Genomic DNA, 16,673 nt, shown 5'->3' with positions numbered 1-16,673 from the left:
GATGACCGCAAGCGACGTCATCGGGGACGTGCCGCACCGGGCCGTGGTCGAGCGGGTCGTCGAGACCCGGCTGCCGACCCGGCACGGGACGTTCCGCGCGGTCGGCTACCTCGACCGGGCCGGCACCGAGCAGGTCGCGCTGGTGTACGGCGAGATCAGCGAGCTGGGCACGCTGACCCGCGTGCACAGCGAGTGCCTGACCGGCGACGTCTTCGGCTCGACGCACTGCGAGTGCGGCGACCAGCTGGCGGCGGCGCTGGATCGGATCGTCGAGGAGGGCTCGGGCGTGCTGGTCTACGTCCAGGGCCACGAGGGCCGCGGGATCGGCCTGCTCGCGAAGCTGAAGGCGATGCGGCTGCAGGACGAAGGCCTCGACACGGTCGACGCGAACGTCGCGCTCGGCCTGCCGATCGACGCCCGCGACTACCACGCGGCGGCGGGCATCCTGCAGGACCTGGGGGTCCGGTCGGTGCGGCTGCTGTCGAACAACCCGGAGAAGGTCGAACAGCTGACGCGCTACGGAATCCGGATCAGCGAGCAGGTTCCGTTGCTGGTTCCGCCGAACCCGGAGAGCCTGCGCTACCTCCGCACGAAGGCCGAGCGGATGGCCCACTTGCTCCCGCACCTGGACCAGGCTTTCTCAGGCGCCTAACGCGTCCAAGACACCGGCGAAACGCTGGACCAGCGTGTCCAGCAGGACGTGCCCCTTCGCCGCGGTCGCCAGCGAGGGACGGCCGACCACCCCCGACTCCGTGTACGCCCGCAGGCCCCGCGTCAGCAGGTGCTCCCGGTCGGTGACGTGGTCGGCGCCCTCGTAGCCGGGCCGGACCAGGTGCGGGTGCGCGTGCAGCAGGATCGACGTCTCCAGCTCGCCGGCGTGCATGTCGTCGTCCAGCGACGTCCGCAGGCCGGCCGCGGTGTGCGCCGCCTGCCAGTCGGCGACGCCGGGGAACAACGCCATCGCGCCGCCCGCCTCCTGGACCACATTGGACAGTACGTAGTTGCCGCCGTGCCCGTTGACCAGCACGAGCCGGTCCACGCCGGACGCCTTGAGCGACTCGGCGACATCGGTGACGACGGCGTGCAGCGTGCGGGCCGAAACGCTCACCGTGCCGGCCCACCCCGCGTGTTCGTGCGAGCACGAGATCGTGATCGGCGGCAGGTGGAGCACGGGGTAGGCACCGGCGACGGCTTTCGCCAGCGTCGCCGCGATGACCGTGTCGGTGGCCAGGGGGAGGTGCGCGCCGTGCTGCTCGAAGCTGCCGATCGGCAGCACCGCGACCGACGCCCGCCGCTCCTGCTCGTCGGCGGTGGTCGCGAGCGGGAACAGATCGGTCATGAGCGCGTCCGTTCTCTATGTTGGGTGGCATGACCGAGCATGCCGCACTGCTGGCCGTCGCGCGCGAAGCCGTGGCGAAGGCGACCGGGATCGTCCGGTCGCGCCCGACCTTTTCCGTTTCCGCGAAAGGCGATCGCGACCTGGTGACCGACGTCGACACCGCCGTCGAGGACGCGCTGCGGGAGTTCCTCGCCGCCGAAACCCCGGAAATCGGGTTCCTCGGCGAGGAGCGCGGCCGCAGCGGGGCCGGCGGCGAGCGCTGGTGGGCCCTCGACCCGATCGACGGGACCGCGAACTTCGCCCGCGGGATTCCGCTCTGCGGGATTTCCCTGGCCCTGGTGGACGGCGAGCACAGCACGGTCGCCGCGATCGCCCTGCCGTACCTCGGCGTCACGTACACCGCCGCGCGCGGCGAAGGGGCCTTCGCCAACGGGGAGCGGATCGGCGCGTCGACGGCGACGGACATGTCCGACGCCATGATCGCGGTGGGTGACTTCGCGATCGGCGAACTCGCCGAGGAGAAGAACCGCGCGCGGCTGTCGTTGCTGACCGACCTCGGCGCGCGGGCGCAGAAGATCCGGATGCTCGGCACCGCGGCGGTCGACCTCTCGTGGACGGCGGACGGAAAGCTCGACGCCGCACTGATCCTGTCCAACAACCCCTGGGACACCATGGCGGGCGTGCTGCTCGTGCGCGAGGCGGGCGGCGCCGTCGTCGACCGCGACGGCAGCGAGCACACGGTCGGTTCCGCGGCGACGATCGCCGTCGGCGCCGGGCTGCGCAAGGAGATCGTGGACGCACTTGATCGTGCGTTCGGGGTTGTTCGTTAGTATTCGCGGGTATCCGGGTGGGCGGCGCCACAGCGCGCGATTGCACTGCCCGTGCAAGGTTTTCGGTTAGGTTGGTACCGGTCGGCCGCCGCGGCTGGCATGCTGACCGGATCTCTCGGCCACTTCGGAGAATGGTGGATGCTCGTGGAAAGTCGCCGGATCCGCGATCGGTACCGGCTGCTCGAGCCGATCGGCGGCGGCGCGATGGGCACCGTGTGGCGGGCCCAGGACGAGAAGCTCGACCGCACCGTGGCGATCAAGGAACTCCTGCTGCCCCACGACCATGACGAGCACCGCACGGAAGAGGCGAAGAACCGCGCGATGCGCGAGGCGCGGATCGCCGCCCGGCTGCAGCATTCCCACGCGATCACCGTGTTCGCCGTCCTCGAAGAGGAGGACCGGCCGTGGTTGATCATGGAATACCTGCCGTCGAAGAGTTTCGCGGTCCTGATCCGCGAGGAGCCGACGACGGTCGACGACGCCATCCGCGTCGGCGCGCAGATCAGTTCCGCGCTGGCCGGCGCGCACCGCGTCGGGGTCGTGCACCGCGACGTGAAGCCGGCCAACATCCTGGTCTCCGAGGACGGCACGGCGAAGATCACCGACTTCGGCATCTCCCGCGCGATCGGTGACGTCAAGCTGACGGCCACCGGCGAGATCGCCGGCACGCCCGCGTACCTCGCGCCGGAAGTGGCCCGCGGCGAAGACGCGAGCTTCGCCGCCGACGTCTTCTCCCTCGGCGCCACGCTGTACGCGGCGGTCGAAGGGAAGCCGCCGTACGGTACGGCCGACAACCCGATCGCCTTGCTCTACAAGGCGTCCAGCGGCGAGATCGAGCCGCCGGAGAAGGCGGGCAGGCTGACCCCGCTGCTGCTGCGGATGCTCGCGTCCGAACCGGCCGAACGGCCGTCGATGGACGAGGTCGAGCGGGAGCTGGTCGCGCTGCTGCCGGACGCGGAGCCCGGGGAGTCGGTGCTCGCGGCGACGCTCCCGGAGACCGAACCGCCCGCGCTGCCGCCGGTGCCCGCCGCGGTTGCCGTGCCCGCGGGCGAGGTCGCCGCCGTGTCGCCGGGCGCGCGCAAGGGCCTGATCGCCGTCGGGGCGGGCGCGGCGCTGCTGTGCGTCGCGGTCGTGGTGGCGATCCTGCTGGTCGTCCGCCAGAAGCCGCCGGCCGACAACGCGGCCCCGCCGGCGTCGGCACCGCCATCCACCTCGGCTTCGGTCACCCCGTCGGGGTCGCCGTCCCCGGCACCGTCGTCCGCGTCGGAGACGCCCACGACGTCGGCCCCGCCCACCTCGCCGCCGGTTTCGAGCGTGGCTTCGACGAAGACCGCCGCCGACGCCCTCAGCGCCTACTACGCGTTGCTCCCGAACAACACAGCGGAGGCGTGGAACCTGCTCACGGACCGCTTCAAGGCGTCGCGCAAGCAGACGCTGGCGACCTACCAGAACTTCTGGCGGCAGTACAAGTCGGTGAAGGCCGACAGCGTGCGGGAGATCGGCCCGGGCCGGGTCACCGCGCACGTCCTCTACGACGGCGGCAAGGGCGAGACCGACACCTTCACGCTGGTCCAGGAAGGCGGCGTCTGGAAGATCGACGCCCAGAGCTGAACCATCACGGCTCCGGCCGCGTGTGACGGATGAGGCGTCCCGCCGTCGATCCACGCTGGAGGTTGAGCGATGAGGCCTGCCGACCCGATGGTGTTCATCCTCCCGGCCGCCCCACCGGGCAGCGACACGTACGACAAGCGCATGTGCCAGAACCTGCCCGCCGTCGGGCAGCCGGTGCTCGAACTGCCGATCGACGGCGACTGGCCGGAGCCGGACGCGGCGTCGAGACGCCGGCTCGCGCGGTCGCTGGCGGCGCTGCCCGACCGGACGGTCGTGCTGCTCGACGGCATGATCGCCTCGGGCGTGCCGGAGATCGTCGTCCCGCACGCGCGGCGGTTGCGGCTGGCCGTGCTGGTGCACCAGGCGCTGGCCGACGAGCCCGGCCTCGATCCCTCGCACGCCGCGGAGCTGGACGCGTGCGAGCGCGAGACGCTGCGGATGGCCGGGATGGTCGTCGCGACCAGCCCGTGGCTCGCCCGGCTGCTGATCGACCGCCACGACCTGGACCCCGGCCGCGTCTACGTCGCCCGGCCCGGCACCGACGCGGCCCCGCTCGCGGCGGGCGCCGACGGCGTCTCCCGGCTGCTCTGCGTCGGCGACGTGACCCGCCGCAACGGCCAGGACCTGCTGGTCCAGGCCCTCGGCGAGGTGGACCACCTCGCGCTTTCCTGCGTCTTCACCGGCTCGCTGGCCGCGGACCCGGCATACGTCGACGAGCTGCACTGGTCGATCGAGCGCCTCGGGCTCGGCGGCCGGATCACCCTGGCCGGCGACGCGGTCGACCTCGGCGCCGCCTACAACGCGGCGGACCTGCTGGTCATCCCGTCCCGCGCGGCGACGTCCGGCATGTTCGTCGCGCAGGCGCTGGCCCGGGGCATCCCGGTGCTGGCGACCGAGGTCGGCGGCGTGTACGACGCGCTCGGCGTCGACGCCGACGGCGAGGTCCCCGGCCTGCTGGTGGAGCCGGACGACCCGTTCTCGCTCGCGGACGCGCTGCACCGCTGGTACGCCGACCCGGAACTGCGCCGCTCCCTGCGCACGGCGGCGCTGGGCCGCGGCAGCGCGCTGGAGGAGTGGGACGTGGCCGCGCGCCGGCTCACCCACGTGCTCTCGCGGCTGGCGTCCGAACCCCGGATCGTCGCCTGACGCTTGCCGCGGCGGGCGCGGCTCCGCCAACCTGGCGCGATGGCGTCCCCACCCGACCACCACCTCGATTCCGAACGCGGGTTCCTCGAAGTCGCCGGGCGCGAGCCGGACCGCCCGCTGCGCGACCAGCTCCTGGGCTTCCGCGATCTCGTGTCGGCCGACATGGACTGGGCCGACACGCGCAAACGCCGCTTTCGGCAGCGCGCGTCGATCGTCCGGGTGGCCGCGCTCCTGCTCACCGCGGCGTCGACGGTGGTGCTCGGCATCCAGGAGATCCCGGCCCGCGCGTCGATCGCCCTGCCGATGGTCGCGCTGGTCACCGTGCTCGGCGGGCTCGAAACGTTCTTCAACTGGCGTTCGCGCTGGGTGCTGATGGAGGAGACCCGCTACAACCTCAACCGGATCCGCGACGAGATGGACTACTACCTCGTCGGGACGCCGACGGCCGAGCTGAGCCGCGCGCGGTTGCAGGAGTTCTTCGACCGGCACCAGGTGACGTGGGCCGACGCGAGCCGCCAGTGGGTCGAGTTCCGCCGCCTCGACCGGCCACCCCAGTCGCCCGAGATCCGGGCCTGAGCGATTCCTTTCGCCGTCCGCGCCGGTCGGCAAAGGTGTGGTCGTGGATTTCGAGCCGTACCGGCGTGAGCTGCTGGCGCACTGCTACCGCATGCTCGGCACCCCGGACGAGGCCGAGGACGTGGTGCAGGAGACGTACCTGCGCGCGTGGCGGGCGTACGACCGGTTCGAGGGCCGCGCGTCGGTGCGGACGTGGCTCTTCCGGATCGCGACGAACGCGTGCCTGACGGCGCTGGAGCAGCGCGCCCGCCGCCCGCTGCCGTCCGGCCTGGGCGCGCCCGCGACCGACCCGGACACCCCGCCGTCCCCGGCCGAGCCGGGCGACGCCTGGCCCCGCCCGATCCCGGACGCGCTGATCACCCCGGAGTCCGCGGACCCGGCGGCCATCGCGGTGGCCCGCGACGGCGTCCGCCTCGCCCTGATCGCCGGCCTCCAGCGCCTCCCGCCGAGGCAGCGTGCGGTTCTCATCCTGCGCGAGGTGCTGGCGTTCCCGGCGGCGGAGGTCGCGGAGATGCTCGGCACGAGCGTCGCGGCGGTGAAGAGCACGCTCCAGCGAGCCCGCGCGCGGCTGGACACCGGTGCGCCGGCCGGGACGCTGACCGAGCCGGAGCAGCTCGCGCTGCTGGACCGCTATGTGAGCGCGTTCGTCCGTTCCGACCTGGCCGCGCTGGAGCGGATCCTGCGCGAGGACGCGGTGATCGAGCCGGTGCCGTCGCGGTCGTGGTTCGCGGGGAAGCGGACGTGCCTGGCGTTCCTGCGCCACGTGATCGGCGAGCCGGGCGACTGGCGGATGACCCCGGCCCGGGCGAACGGCCAGCCCGCGGCGGCGGCCTGGTACCGCGGCGAGCCGTTCGGGCTCGCGGTGCTCACCACCGCCCGCGGCGGCATCGCCCGCATCACGGTCTTCGGCTTCCCCGACCTGGTCGCCCGATTCCCCCCCCGCGGCCGGTCGTGAGTGAGAAACAGTGTTCCAACCCTGTTTCTCACTCACGACCGGTGGTCAGGCCAGGGTGAGCGCGTAGATCTCCACCCTCGGGTCGTTCGGCAGGCTCACCGACTGGACGGTCTTCCCGCCGTCCAACGCGGCCGAGATCCCGAACAGCCGGACCGGCGGCCCGTCGACGCCGCTGCCGGCCTTGATCCGGTGCGGCATCTCGAGCACGACCGGCGAACCGGACCCCGCCCAGTCCCCGAAGGTCACGGCCAGATCGGCGCTGGTCCCGTCGGTGTAGTGCGCGGTCAGCGTCGTCGACACCGGCCCGTTGTGCGACGCCCCGACCAGCTTCAGCGCGGCGTGCTGCCCGGCCGGCAGCAGCAGCGATTGCCCGCGGGCCTCCACGAAGTTGGGCGAAGTCCCCGAAGCGTCCGGCGCCGCGTAGGTGACGCCGTCCCAGACCACCGGGCCCGCCGCCGGGAGCAGGGAAGCGTCGTAGCTCCAGCCGCCGCCGTCGAAGTTGCCCTCCGTGGACGCCGCCACCGTGGCCGTGCCGTCGTGGTTGAGGTCGCGGGCGAGGTCCACCGCGCACTGCGCGCCCGAAGACGCGCACACCGACGGCGTCCGGACCTCGACCGTCGCCGACCGCGAAACGCTGTTCGCGCCCAGCCCCGACACCTTGACCTGCACCGGGTACGTCCCCGGCGCGGTCCCGGCCGGCACCGTGACCGTGATCGGCGCGGTCTTCTGCACCGGCAGCCGCCCCGACCAGATCAGCTGCAGCGGCTGGACCTGGGCCTTCCACTTCGAAGGCGCGGACACCGAAACCGTCACCGGCTGCAGCGCCGGGTTCTGGGCCAGCACGTCCAGGTCGAGGTGCACCTGCTGCGCCGTCCCCGCCGGGATCACCACGGATGTCTGCCGCAGCGACGCGTCGACGTGCCGCCGCGAGTCACCGGCCGCGTTGTTCACCGAAGGCGGTGTCGCGCCCGGCGACGTGCCCCACGAGGACGGCTTGGACCCGAGCTTGTGCGAAAGCGTCCCGCCGTGCGCCAGCGCGGACCAGTCCAGCGACGTCTGCCGGACGTCACGGCCGTTCAGCGACACGCTCTGGATGTACCGGTTCGCGTCAGAAGCGCCCGGCGCGTTCACGGTCAGCGTGCCGCCCTGGAGGCGCCCGTACTGTCCGATCCGGACGGTCGCCGACTCGAACTGCGGGCTCGACACCGCGAGGAAGTTCGCGCCGCTCATCGTCGGGTACAGGCCGAGCGAGGAGAAGACGTACCAGGCGGACATCGTGCCGAGGTCGTCGTTGCCGGTCATGCCGTCGGGGCCGGTGGTGAACAACGTCATCGCCGCGCGGACGACGGTCGCCGTCTTCGCCGGCGCGCCGACCCAGTTGTACATGTAGGGCGCGAGCAGGTCGGGTTCGTTGTTCGGGTTGTAGGTCGCCTTGCCGTAGTAGTCGTACGGGCTCGCGATCCAGTCCTTCCGCGCGGTGCCCGCCGGGTCCTGCAAGAGGTTGCCGTACGCGAAGAAGGAGTCGAGCCGCTTCTCCGTCGACGTGCGGCCGCCCATCAGCGAGACCAGCCCGGCCGGGTCCTGCGGAACGAGCCACTGGTACTGGTAGGCGCCGCCTTCGTGGAACTGGTGGTCGGCGTCGACCGGGTTGTACGGCGTGAGGAACGTGCCCTCGGTGGTGCGCGGGCGGAACTGCTGGATCGAGGAGTCCCACAGGTTGCGGTACCACTGGCCGCGGTCGGTGAACAGCTTCGCGTCGGCCTGGTGGCCGAGCCCGCGGGCCATCAGCGCGAGCGACGCGTCCGCCGCGGCGTACTCCATGGTCGCCGACGCCGGGTGCTCGCAGTCGTTGTCCCCGCCCTTGGCCGCGCAGTCCTTGCCGAGCTCCAGGCCGCTCGGGATGTACCCGCGGTCGTTGTAGTGGTTCACGCCGGAGCGGCCGTTGTACGGCGAATCGGCGGGCGGGGTGCTCGTCGCGTTCTTCTTGAGCAGCGCGTACGCCTCTTCTTCGTGCCCGGCGAGCAGGCCCTTCGACCACGCCTCGACGAGGAACGGCGTCACCGGGTCGCCGGTCATGATGTTGGTTTCGCTCTCGGCCAGCGCCCAGCGCGGCAGCCACCCGCCGTCGCGGCCGATGGCCACGACCGACAGCGCGACGTCCCGCGCGACCTGCGGTTCGAGCATTTCGAGCAGCTGGTTCTGCGGCCGGTAGGTGTCCCACAGCGAGAAGTTCTGGTACGGCGTGTAGCCGCTCGCGGTGTGCACCTTGCCGTCGAACCCGGTGTACGCGCCATCGGTGTCGCCGGCCAGGTTCGGGTGCAGCTGCGCGTGGTAGAGCGCGGTGTAGAACGCCGTCTGCCGGTCGGTGGTGCCGCCGGCGATCTTGATCGCGCCGAGCCGGTCGGCCCACTGCTGGTGCAGCGCCGCGCGGGTGGCGTCGAAGTCGTAGCTGTCCGACGTCTCCGCGGCGAGGTTCTTCCGCGCGCCGTCGAGCCCGGTGTAGGACAGGCCGACCTTGAGCACGACGTCGTGGTCGGTGGTCGCGTCGAAGCCGGCCCACGCGCCGTTGCCGCCGGTGCCCGCGGCGTCGCGGCTGCCCGGGGTGCGCGTCGAATCGCGCCAGGTGCCGAACGAGCTGAACGGCCGGTCGAAGGTCGCGGTGAAGTAGACGGTGTGCTCGTCGTGCCCGGCGCAGAACCCGCCGGCTTTGACCCGTCCTTCCAGCGTCCGGTCGCCGACGACGTGGATTTCGGAGTCCTTCACGGACTGGTTGGCCTGGCCGGTGTTGAACAGGACGTTCGCCTGTCCGGTCGAGGGGAACGTGTAGCGCTGCCAGCCGGTGCGCGCGGTCGCCGTCAGCTCGGCGTTCACGCCGTACTTCTTCAAGCCGACGCGGTAGTAGCCGGGCTCGGCGTGCTCGTCGTCGTGGCTGTACTCGGACTTGTAGGCGTTCTTGTCCACGCTGTCGACGGCGCCGGTGGTCGGCATGATCGGCAGCTCGCCCATCACCCCGCAGCCGACGCCGGACAGGTGCGTCTGGCTGAAGCCGTAGATCGCGTTCTGCAGGTAGTCGTAGCCGCCCTGACCGCCGGTGTCCGGGCTGACCTGCACCATGCCGAAGGGCGCGCTCGCGCCGGGGAACGTGTTGCCGAAGTTCTGCGTGCCGACGAACGGGTTGACCAGGCTCACCGGATCCGCCGGGGCGGGCGCGGCCTGCGCCGCGGCGGGGGCCAGGCCGACGACCACCACCCCCGCGGCCACCGCGGCGGCGATCCGTCTGCTCTGCGACCACATGGGCGCACCTCCCAGGAGATGACAACGTTGTCAAACGTCGACCGGCGGTCAGGCCCGCGGTCGGTGAGCCACCTTGCCACCTGGATGCGGCTTTTGGAAGACCTCAACCGGCCGCTTGACGCAGCAACCGGGCGGCCTCGCCGACAGCGTTGTCGGCGAGGTTGCCGTAGCCGAGGACGAGCGCGGGCTCGCCGGGCGCGGCGCGGTAGTCGTCGAGATCGGCCACCTTCACGCCGTTCTCGTGCGCCGCCCGCACGACGGCTTTCGCGTCCCGGTCGAGGTGCAGCACGAGGTGGAGCCCGGCGGCCGCGCCGGAGAGCCGGGCGGGCCCGAGCGCCTCGACGAGCCGGTCGCGCCGCGCGCGGTACCGCAGCCGCGCGGCCCGGAGGTGCCGGTCGTAGCCGCCGCTCCCGACGAACCCGGCGAGCGCCAGCTGGTCGACCACGGGCGGCGCGTGTCCGGTGAGCGTCCACTGTGGCGGGACGACCGCCCAGCCGAGCCCGAGCGCCGGGCTGAGCGTCTTGCTGACGGACCCGAAGAGCGCGACCCGGCCCGGATCGGTGCCCTGGACGGTGCCGACCGGCCGCCGGTCGTACCGGAACTCGGCGTCGTAGTCGTCCTCGAGGACGAGCCCGTCGGCTTCCCTTGCCCAGGCGAGGAGTTCGGCGCGCCGCCGGGGCGAAAGGACGACGCCGGTGGGGAACTGGTGCGCCGGCGTGACGAGCACGGCCCGCGTGCCGCCCGGGATCCGGCCGACGTCGATGCCCTCCTCGTCGACCGGCACCGGATCGATCGCCATCCCGGCCGCCGCGGCCGCGCGGTGCAGCCGCGTCCACCCGGGATCTTCGACGGCCAGCCGGGTGACGCCCTTCTCCTGCAGGGCGCGGCAAACGCGGGTGACGCCGTCGGTGACACCGCCGCAGACCACGACGTTGTCCGTCTCGGCGCCGCGGACCCGCCGCAGGTAAGCACTCAGGACCTGCCGCAGCCGGGGGTGGCCGCCCGGTTCGGGCAACCCGAAGTCGGTGTGCGGCACGGTCGTGAGCACCCCGCGCACGGCGTCCGCCCACCGCTGCCGCGGGAAGTGCCGCAGGTCGGGCAGCCCGGGGGCGAGGTCGTACCGCGGCGGCGTCCGCCGGACCGGCGGCTCGGCCGCGACGGCGTCGCCGACCCGCCGCACGCGCGTGGCGGATCCGGTGCGCCCGTCGAGGTACCCCTCGGCGACGAGCTGGGCGTACGCCTGCGTCACGACCCACCGCGAGCAGCCGAGATCGGCGGCGAGCTGACGGCTCGGCGGCACGGCGACCCGGTCTTCGAGCCCCCGGATCGCCTTGCGCAGGGCGCGCGCGAGCTGTTCGTGCTTCGGCCCCGGCCCGGTCAGTTCCAGCAGGACGCCCCAATTGGTCTGTGATCCGGCCACGTCATTGGACTGTAGTACCGGACCGATCCTCGCTTAGGTTCGTTCCCATGAAGAAGGTGGAACTGGGCCGGACCGGTCAGCACGTCAGCCAGGTGTCGCTGGGCTGCATGACGATGGGCACGTCGACGGACGAACCGGCGTCGGCCCGCATCCTGGACGCGTACCTCGACGCCGGTGGCGACTTCCTCGACACGGCGAACTGCTACGCGTGGTGGGCGGGGCCGTCCTGCACCGGCGGTGAGAGCGAAGCGCTCCTCGGCAAGCTGCTGAAGGGCTGGCGGGACCGCGTCTTCCTGGCGACGAAGGTCTCCGCGCAGCCCACGGACCTGCCCGCGGCCCGCGCCGCCGCCCGCGCGGACGGCACGACGGACTGGGTCGCCCGGGAGCGGACCTACGAAGGCGCGAGCGCCGCGGTGATCCGGCGCTCGGCGGAGGAAAGCCTGCGGCGCTTGGGAACGGACCACATCGACCTGTACTACGTCCACGTCGACCTCCGCCGTGAGCCGCTGGAGGAGACACTGTCCGCTTTGGACGATCTGGTCCGGGCGGGCAAGGTCCGCTACACGGGCTGGAGCAACGTCCGGGCGTGGCGGCTGGAGCGCATCCGGTCACTGGCGCTGGCCAACGGGTGGGCGGCCCCGGTGGCGGTCCAGGTCCAGCACTCGTACCTGCGCCCGACGGGTGCCGACGTGCCCTCGATCGCGGGCGGCGAGCTGCTGGACTGGCTCGCCCGGCACCCGGACGTCTCCCTGGCGGCGTATTCCGCCCTGCTGCGCGGGATCTACGACGACGCGGCGTACCGCGAGTCGACCCCGATCTGGCGTGCGTACGCCGGTCCGGACTCGGAAGCGCGGCTGGCCGCGGTGGCCGAGGTGGCTTCCGAGCTGGGAGCTTCCGGCAACCAGGTGGCGCTGGCGTGGTTGCTCCACAAGGGAGTGATCCCGCTGATCGGCCCGCGGACGTGGGAGCACTACGAGTCGATCGCCCCGGCGTTCACCTTGGACCTGACCGAGGCGCAGGTGTCCCTTTTGGACAACGCCTGATCAGTCCAGCAGCCGTTGTTCCTTGGCGACCGCGACGGCGCCGGCCCGGGTGTCGACTTCGAGCTTTCCGTAGATCCGGCTCAGGTGCGTCTTCACCGTCGCTTCGCTGATGAACAGCGCACGGGCGATCTCGCGGTTGCCGAGCCCCTCGGCGAGCCGGCGAAGGATGTCCAGTTCCCGTGCGGTCAACGTGGGCCGCGGGGCGCGCAGCCGCGCCATCATCCGGTCGGCGACCGGCGGGGACACCGCGGTCCGCCCGGCCGCGGCCGCCTCGATCGCCGCGTACAGCTCGGTCGCCGACCCGGCTTTCAGCAGGTAGCCGGTGGCCCCGGCGGCGATCGCGCGGCTGATGTCCGCGTCGGTGTCGTAGGTCGTCAGCACGAGGATCCGGGGCGCACTGGGGGTGCTCCGGATCCGGCGGGTGGCCTCGATCCCGTCGATGCCGGCGCCGAGCTGGATGTCCATCAGGACGACGTCGGGGTGCACGGCGGCGGCGGTCGCGACGGCTTCCTCCCCGCTCGCGGTTTCGGCGACGACCTCGATGCCGTCCGCACCCGCGAGCAGCGCTTTCAGCCCGGCGCGGACGACGGCGTGGTCGTCGCAGACCAGAACCCGGATCGTCACTGCGCTGCCTCCACGGGGATCGCGGCCGAAATGACCGTGCCCTGGCCGGGCTCGGACTCCACGGTCAGCTTGCCACCGAGCTGCTGGGCGCGGACCCGCATGGCGGGCAGCCCGTGCCCCCGGTCACCTCCGGGTGCTCGCTCGACGAACCCCCGGCCGTCGTCGGCGACGTCGAGCACGACCTGGTCGTCGAGGTAGGTGAGGGTGAGCACGACGCTGCCGGCCTCGGCGTGCTCGCGCGCGTTCGCCAGCGCGCCTTGGGCGATCCGGACCACAGTGGACTGGACGCGCTCCGGCAGCGGCCGCTCGTCGCCGTCGATGCGGACCGTCACCGGCAGCCCCGCCCGGCCGGCGACCGCGCGCAACGCCGCTTCGAGCGTGGCGTCGGCGAGGTCGGCGGGCGCGAGGTCCTGCACGAGCCGGCGTGCTTCCGACAGGTTGCCCGCGCCGACGCGCTGCGCGGCACGCAGGTGCTCGCGGGCCAGCTCGGGCCGCTCCCACGCCTGGTCGGCGGCCTGCAGCAGCATCGCCTGGCTGGACAGGCCCTGCGCGAGGGCGTCGTGGAGCTCCCGGGACACGCGGTGGCGCTCGGCGAGCACGCCGGCGCGGCGCTCGGATTCGCGCAGCCGCTCGGCCTGCCGCCGCATGAAGGTGATCACCGCGGCGGTGACCGCGGCGATGGCGATCGGCACGATGGTCAGGTTCGGGTCGAAGCCGTCGGCCAGCCGGTTCTGCGACACGACGACCAGCGCCGTGATCACGGCGACGAGGGCGAGCGCCTGCCCGGTCGGCAGCGTGCGCAGGCCGGTGACCAGCAGCGGGATCGCCGACCAGGCGAAGCTGGGGGCGAGCACCACCAGGACGATCCACAGCGCCAGCACGACGGTCAGCCAGACCAGGTGCCGCTCGACGACCAAGCCGGCGCCGTACGCGACGACCAGTGCCGCGGTGAACCCGATCACCCACGGCTGGAGGGGGGTGCCTTCGTGGCGGGTCAGGAACCGCACCGCCGACGCGAGCACCAGCAGCAGGAACGCCGAGTGCATGACGGCGGCGAGCCATCGCGTGTCGGCGTCGGCTCCGCTCATGCCGTCCATGCTCGCTCCTTTCGGCTTCAGAACCAGCCTTGATCAGCCCCGATGCTCGCGCATCAGCCGAACGGATGACCTCGGTGTCGATCGGTTTGATGACGAAAAGGACCCGGTGGCGGGCGGAAGCTGGAGCCATCGAACCCCGACCAGAGGAGCAGACCGTGATCTCGACCCGCACCCGCATCGCCGCCACCGTCGCCGGGCTGGCCGCCGTCGGCGCCACCACCGTCGGTGCCGTCTCGGCCACCGCGGCCCCGGCGGGCGGCAAGAACACCATCCAGACCTCGCACCTGTCCATCGCGGCCGCTTCGAAGGGCGCGCAGGCCGCGCTGGACGCCGCCACCAAGGCCGGCCAGCACGTGTCGGTCGCCGTGGTGGACCGCGACGGCAACACCGTCCTGACCCTGCGCGGCGACGGCGCCGGCCCGCAGTCCTACAGCTCGGCGCAGCAGAAGGCGTTCACGGCGGTCTCGTGGAACGCGAAGACGTCCGAACTGGCCGGGCGCCTCCAGCAGACCCCGACGCTGAAGGACATCGACGGCACGCTGTTCCTGGCCGGCGCCGTTCCGGTGACCGCGGGCACCACCCCGATCGCGGCGATCGGCGTCGCCGGTGCGCCCTCCGGCGCGCAGGACGAGTCGTTCGCCCAGGCCGGCGTGGACGCGCTCGGCAAGTGACTAGCGTGGCTCCCATGTGGATCCGAGATGTCCGGCCCTGGGGCGGGGAACGCAGTGACGTCGAGCTGACCGGCGACCGGATCGCGGCGGTCCGCCCGCACGATCCGGCGCCGGTCCCCGGCGCGGTCGAAGGCCGGGGCCGCCTGCTGTTCCCGGCGTTCAGCGACGTCCACGTGCACCTCGACTCGACGCGCATCGGGCTGCCGTTCCGGCCGCACACCGGTGGTCCGGGCGTCTGGGCGATGATGACGAACGACCGGGAGAACTGGCGCTCGGCGGAGGTCCCGCTGCCCGAGCGGGTGGCGGGCACGCTGGAGCGGATGATCGCCAACGGCACGACCCGGGTCCGCAGCTACGCGCAGGTCGACGTCGACTGCGAGCTCGAGAAGCTCGACGCCGTGCTGGCCGCCCGGGAGAAGTTCGCGGGCCAGGCCGAGGTGCACGTCATGGCGTTCGCGCAGGCGGGCATCCTGCGGGAGCCGGGCACCCTGGACGTCCTCGACGCGGCCATGCGGTCCGGCGCGACGGTGATCGGCGGCATCGATCCGTGCACTGTGGACCGCGATCCCAAGGGCCACCTGGACGCGGTCTTCGGCCTGGCCGAGAAGCACCAGGCGGAGATCGACATCCACCTGCACGAGCCCGGCCACCTCGGCCTGTTCTCGACGGACCTGGTGCTCGACCGCGTCCGGGCGCTCGACATGCGGGGCAAGGTCACGATGTCCCACGCCTACGACCTCGGCTCGATCTCCGAGTCGGTCAGCCGCCGGGTGATCGACGACTTCGCCGAGCTCGACGTCGCGATGACGACGGTGGCGCCGTCCGCCGCCGGGCAGCTGTCCCTTTTGGACCTCGTGGCCGCCGGCGTGCGGGTCGGGCTGGGCGAGGACGGCCAGCGTGATTACTGGAGCCCGTACGGCAACTGCGATCTGCTGGACCGGACCTGGCAGCTGGCGTTCACCCGCGGGTTCCGCCGCGACGCGGACATCGAGCTGGCGCTGGCGGTCGCGACGATGGGTGGCGCGTCCATCATGAGCCACGACGTCCCCCGCTTGGCCGGCCTCGGCGACCGGCCGGGCCTGGCCGCCGGCGACCGGGCGGACCTGGTGCTGGTCGACGGCGAAACCCCGACCAGCGCGGTGATGGACCGCGGCCGCGACCGGACCGTGCTGCACGACGGCGTCGTCGTGGCCGACGGTCTCGAGGTGCTCAAGCCCTGACGCGACCGGCGGTGGCGAGCAGCGCGGCGACGTTCGGCTTGTGCTCGTCCCGCTTGCGCCAGGTCATGGTGACGGCGGTCGTCTCCCCGGCGAGGGGGACGGCGACCGCCGCGCCGCGGCCGGCGAGCGCGGGCACGAGCCCGCACCCCATCCCGGCGGCCACGCACCGCTCGAGCGCGGCGAGGCTGCCGACCTCGGTTTCGACGACGGGCCCGTCGAGCCGGTCCAGCATTTCCCGGAAGCCGCACCCCTTCGGCGTGGCGAGGAACCCGACTCCCCGCAGGTCCTCGGGCACCAGGGTTTCCTTCTCCGCCAAGGGGTGTCCGGGCGGGACGATGACGACGAGCGGTTCTTCCCCGAGGACTTCGCTCGCGAACGCGGGGTCGGCCGGCGGGCTGCCGAAGGTGAAGCAGACGTCCACTTCGGACTGCCGCACGGCTCGGTACAGCTCGCCGCGGCCGCCTTCTTCCAGCGTCAGCCGCACGCGCGGCCACTTGGCCCGGTATTCGCTGAAGATTTCCGGGATCCAGTGCGCGCACAGGGTTTCCAGCGCGCCGACGGTCAGCTCGCCTTCGGGTTCGCCCGGGTTCTCCTCGACCGCGGCCTTGGCTTCCTCGGCGAGCGACAGCATCCGGTCGGCGTAGTCGATCAGGCGTTCCCCGGCGCCCGTGAGCCGGAGCTGCCGCCCGCGGTCGAACAGCTTCGACCCGAGTTCCGCTTCCAGCGCCTGGATCTGCTCGGTGACGCTGGACTGCGCGTAGTGCAGTTCCCCGGCGGCGCGGGTGAAGTTGAGCGTCCGCGCGACCACGCGGAAGGTGCGCAGGTGGCGCAGTTCCATGGCATCCCC

At 72.6% G+C, this 16,673-nt stretch carries 15 protein-coding genes; 9 read left to right on the top strand and 6 right to left on the bottom strand.

Annotation, left to right across the window (positions count from 1 at the left end):
* Position 1 precedes the first annotated feature (1 nt).
* Entirely contained in the window at positions 2 to 652 is a 651-nt protein-coding gene (gene ribA, locus AB5J73_RS06675; RefSeq protein ID WP_370968827.1) for a GTP cyclohydrolase II, read from the top strand.
* On the opposite strand, the gene AB5J73_RS06670 is transcribed toward ribA, so the two are convergent.
* Positions 641 to 1,339, bottom strand: coding sequence for a creatininase family protein (locus AB5J73_RS06670; RefSeq protein WP_370968826.1), 699 nt, complete (start codon positions 1,337 to 1,339; stop codon positions 641 to 643). The two genes, ribA and AB5J73_RS06670, sit on opposite strands and share 12 nt — an antisense overlap.
* Positions 1,340 to 1,368: 29 nt before the next feature.
* On the opposite strand from AB5J73_RS06670, the gene AB5J73_RS06665 reads away from it, so the two are divergent.
* From AB5J73_RS06665 to AB5J73_RS06645, 5 genes are all read left to right on the top strand, one after another.
* Positions 1,369 to 2,169: an inositol monophosphatase gene (locus AB5J73_RS06665; protein ID WP_370968825.1), complete on the top strand. Its 801-nt coding sequence runs from the start codon at positions 1,369 to 1,371 to the stop codon at positions 2,167 to 2,169.
* A gap of 138 nt (positions 2,170 to 2,307) precedes the next feature.
* Positions 2,308 to 3,780, top strand: a complete 1,473-nt coding sequence (locus AB5J73_RS06660) for a protein kinase (RefSeq protein WP_370968824.1) — start codon at positions 2,308 to 2,310, stop codon at positions 3,778 to 3,780.
* Between the two features lie 87 nt (positions 3,781 to 3,867).
* On the top strand, positions 3,868 to 4,926 hold the full coding sequence (locus tag AB5J73_RS06655) for a glycosyltransferase family 4 protein (RefSeq protein ID WP_370972969.1): 1,059 nt from the start codon (positions 3,868 to 3,870) through the stop codon (positions 4,924 to 4,926).
* A 39-nt stretch (positions 4,927 to 4,965) separates the two neighbouring features.
* Positions 4,966 to 5,502 (top strand): DUF4231 domain-containing protein, encoded by a 537-nt coding sequence (locus AB5J73_RS06650; RefSeq protein WP_370968823.1) that lies wholly within the window; start codon positions 4,966 to 4,968, stop codon positions 5,500 to 5,502.
* Between the two features lie 43 nt (positions 5,503 to 5,545).
* Positions 5,546 to 6,457 carry an RNA polymerase subunit sigma-70 gene (locus tag AB5J73_RS06645; protein WP_370968822.1) on the top strand — a complete coding sequence of 304 codons (912 nt, stop codon included), beginning with the start codon at positions 5,546 to 5,548 and terminating at the stop codon, positions 6,455 to 6,457.
* A 45-nt stretch (positions 6,458 to 6,502) separates the two neighbouring features.
* Here AB5J73_RS06645 and AB5J73_RS06640 read toward each other — a convergent pair whose 3' ends face one another.
* Together AB5J73_RS06640 and AB5J73_RS06635 are read right to left on the bottom strand one after the other, a co-directional pair.
* On the bottom strand, positions 6,503 to 9,751 hold the full coding sequence (locus AB5J73_RS06640; protein ID WP_370968821.1) for a GH92 family glycosyl hydrolase: 3,249 nt from the start codon (positions 9,749 to 9,751) through the stop codon (positions 6,503 to 6,505).
* Between the two features lie 103 nt (positions 9,752 to 9,854).
* The gene (locus tag AB5J73_RS06635; RefSeq protein WP_370968820.1) at positions 9,855 to 11,171 is read right to left on the bottom strand and encodes a PLP-dependent aminotransferase family protein; all 1,317 of its coding nucleotides are present in this window, start codon (positions 11,169 to 11,171) and stop codon (positions 9,855 to 9,857) included.
* Between the two features lie 47 nt (positions 11,172 to 11,218).
* On the opposite strand from AB5J73_RS06635, the gene AB5J73_RS06630 reads away from it, so the two are divergent.
* Entirely contained in the window at positions 11,219 to 12,214 is a 996-nt protein-coding gene (locus tag AB5J73_RS06630; protein WP_370968819.1) for an aldo/keto reductase, read from the top strand.
* Here the strand turns inward: AB5J73_RS06630 and AB5J73_RS06625 are convergent, their stop codons facing one another.
* Complete coding sequence (locus AB5J73_RS06625; protein WP_370968818.1) at positions 12,215 to 12,838, bottom strand: response regulator; 624 nt, start codon at positions 12,836 to 12,838, stop codon at positions 12,215 to 12,217.
* Positions 12,835 to 13,935 (bottom strand): sensor histidine kinase, encoded by a 1,101-nt coding sequence (locus AB5J73_RS06620; RefSeq protein WP_370968817.1) that lies wholly within the window; start codon positions 13,933 to 13,935, stop codon positions 12,835 to 12,837. The genes AB5J73_RS06625 and AB5J73_RS06620 overlap by 4 nt, the downstream gene beginning before the upstream one ends.
* 155 nt (positions 13,936 to 14,090) lie before the next feature.
* Between AB5J73_RS06620 and AB5J73_RS06615 the strand changes: the two genes are divergently transcribed.
* Positions 14,091 to 14,606 carry a heme-binding protein gene (locus AB5J73_RS06615; RefSeq protein ID WP_370968816.1) on the top strand — a complete coding sequence of 172 codons (516 nt, stop codon included), beginning with the start codon at positions 14,091 to 14,093 and terminating at the stop codon, positions 14,604 to 14,606.
* A gap of 14 nt (positions 14,607 to 14,620) precedes the next feature.
* Entirely contained in the window at positions 14,621 to 15,826 is a 1,206-nt protein-coding gene (locus AB5J73_RS06610; RefSeq protein ID WP_370968815.1) for an amidohydrolase family protein, read from the top strand.
* On the opposite strand, the gene AB5J73_RS06605 is transcribed toward AB5J73_RS06610, so the two are convergent.
* Positions 15,816 to 16,664, bottom strand: a complete 849-nt coding sequence (locus AB5J73_RS06605; RefSeq protein WP_370968814.1) for a LysR family transcriptional regulator — start codon at positions 16,662 to 16,664, stop codon at positions 15,816 to 15,818. The genes AB5J73_RS06610 and AB5J73_RS06605 overlap by 11 nt on opposite strands.
* Between the last annotated feature and the right edge of the window lie 9 nt (positions 16,665 to 16,673).

Origin of the sequence: Amycolatopsis sp. cg9, assembly GCF_041346945.1 — a bacterium.
Taxonomy (GTDB): domain Bacteria; phylum Actinomycetota; class Actinomycetes; order Mycobacteriales; family Pseudonocardiaceae; genus Amycolatopsis.
The sequence above is the reverse complement of the archived record's forward strand: the minus strand, read 5'-3'. Positions and strand labels throughout refer to the sequence as shown.

Bases quoted from the DNA above. Each gene is read 5' to 3' on its own strand.
- ribA (WP_370968827.1), top strand. From the start codon at position 2: ATGACCGCAAGCGACGTCATCGGGGACGTGCCGCACCGGGCCGTGGTC.
- AB5J73_RS06670 (WP_370968826.1), bottom strand. From the start codon at position 1,339: ATGACCGATCTGTTCCCGCTCGCGACCACCGCCGACGAGCAGGAGCGG.
- AB5J73_RS06665 (WP_370968825.1), top strand. From the start codon at position 1,369: ATGACCGAGCATGCCGCACTGCTGGCCGTCGCGCGCGAAGCCGTGGCG.
- AB5J73_RS06660 (WP_370968824.1), top strand. From the start codon at position 2,308: ATGCTCGTGGAAAGTCGCCGGATCCGCGATCGGTACCGGCTGCTCGAG.
- AB5J73_RS06655 (WP_370972969.1), top strand. From the start codon at position 3,868: ATGGTGTTCATCCTCCCGGCCGCCCCACCGGGCAGCGACACGTACGAC.
- AB5J73_RS06650 (WP_370968823.1), top strand. From the start codon at position 4,966: ATGGCGTCCCCACCCGACCACCACCTCGATTCCGAACGCGGGTTCCTC.
- AB5J73_RS06640 (WP_370968821.1), bottom strand. From the start codon at position 9,751: ATGTGGTCGCAGAGCAGACGGATCGCCGCCGCGGTGGCCGCGGGGGTG.
- AB5J73_RS06630 (WP_370968819.1), top strand. From the start codon at position 11,219: ATGAAGAAGGTGGAACTGGGCCGGACCGGTCAGCACGTCAGCCAGGTG.
- AB5J73_RS06620 (WP_370968817.1), bottom strand. From the start codon at position 13,935: ATGGACGGCATGAGCGGAGCCGACGCCGACACGCGATGGCTCGCCGCC.
- AB5J73_RS06610 (WP_370968815.1), top strand. From the start codon at position 14,621: ATGTGGATCCGAGATGTCCGGCCCTGGGGCGGGGAACGCAGTGACGTC.
- AB5J73_RS06605 (WP_370968814.1), bottom strand. From the start codon at position 16,664: ATGGAACTGCGCCACCTGCGCACCTTCCGCGTGGTCGCGCGGACGCTC.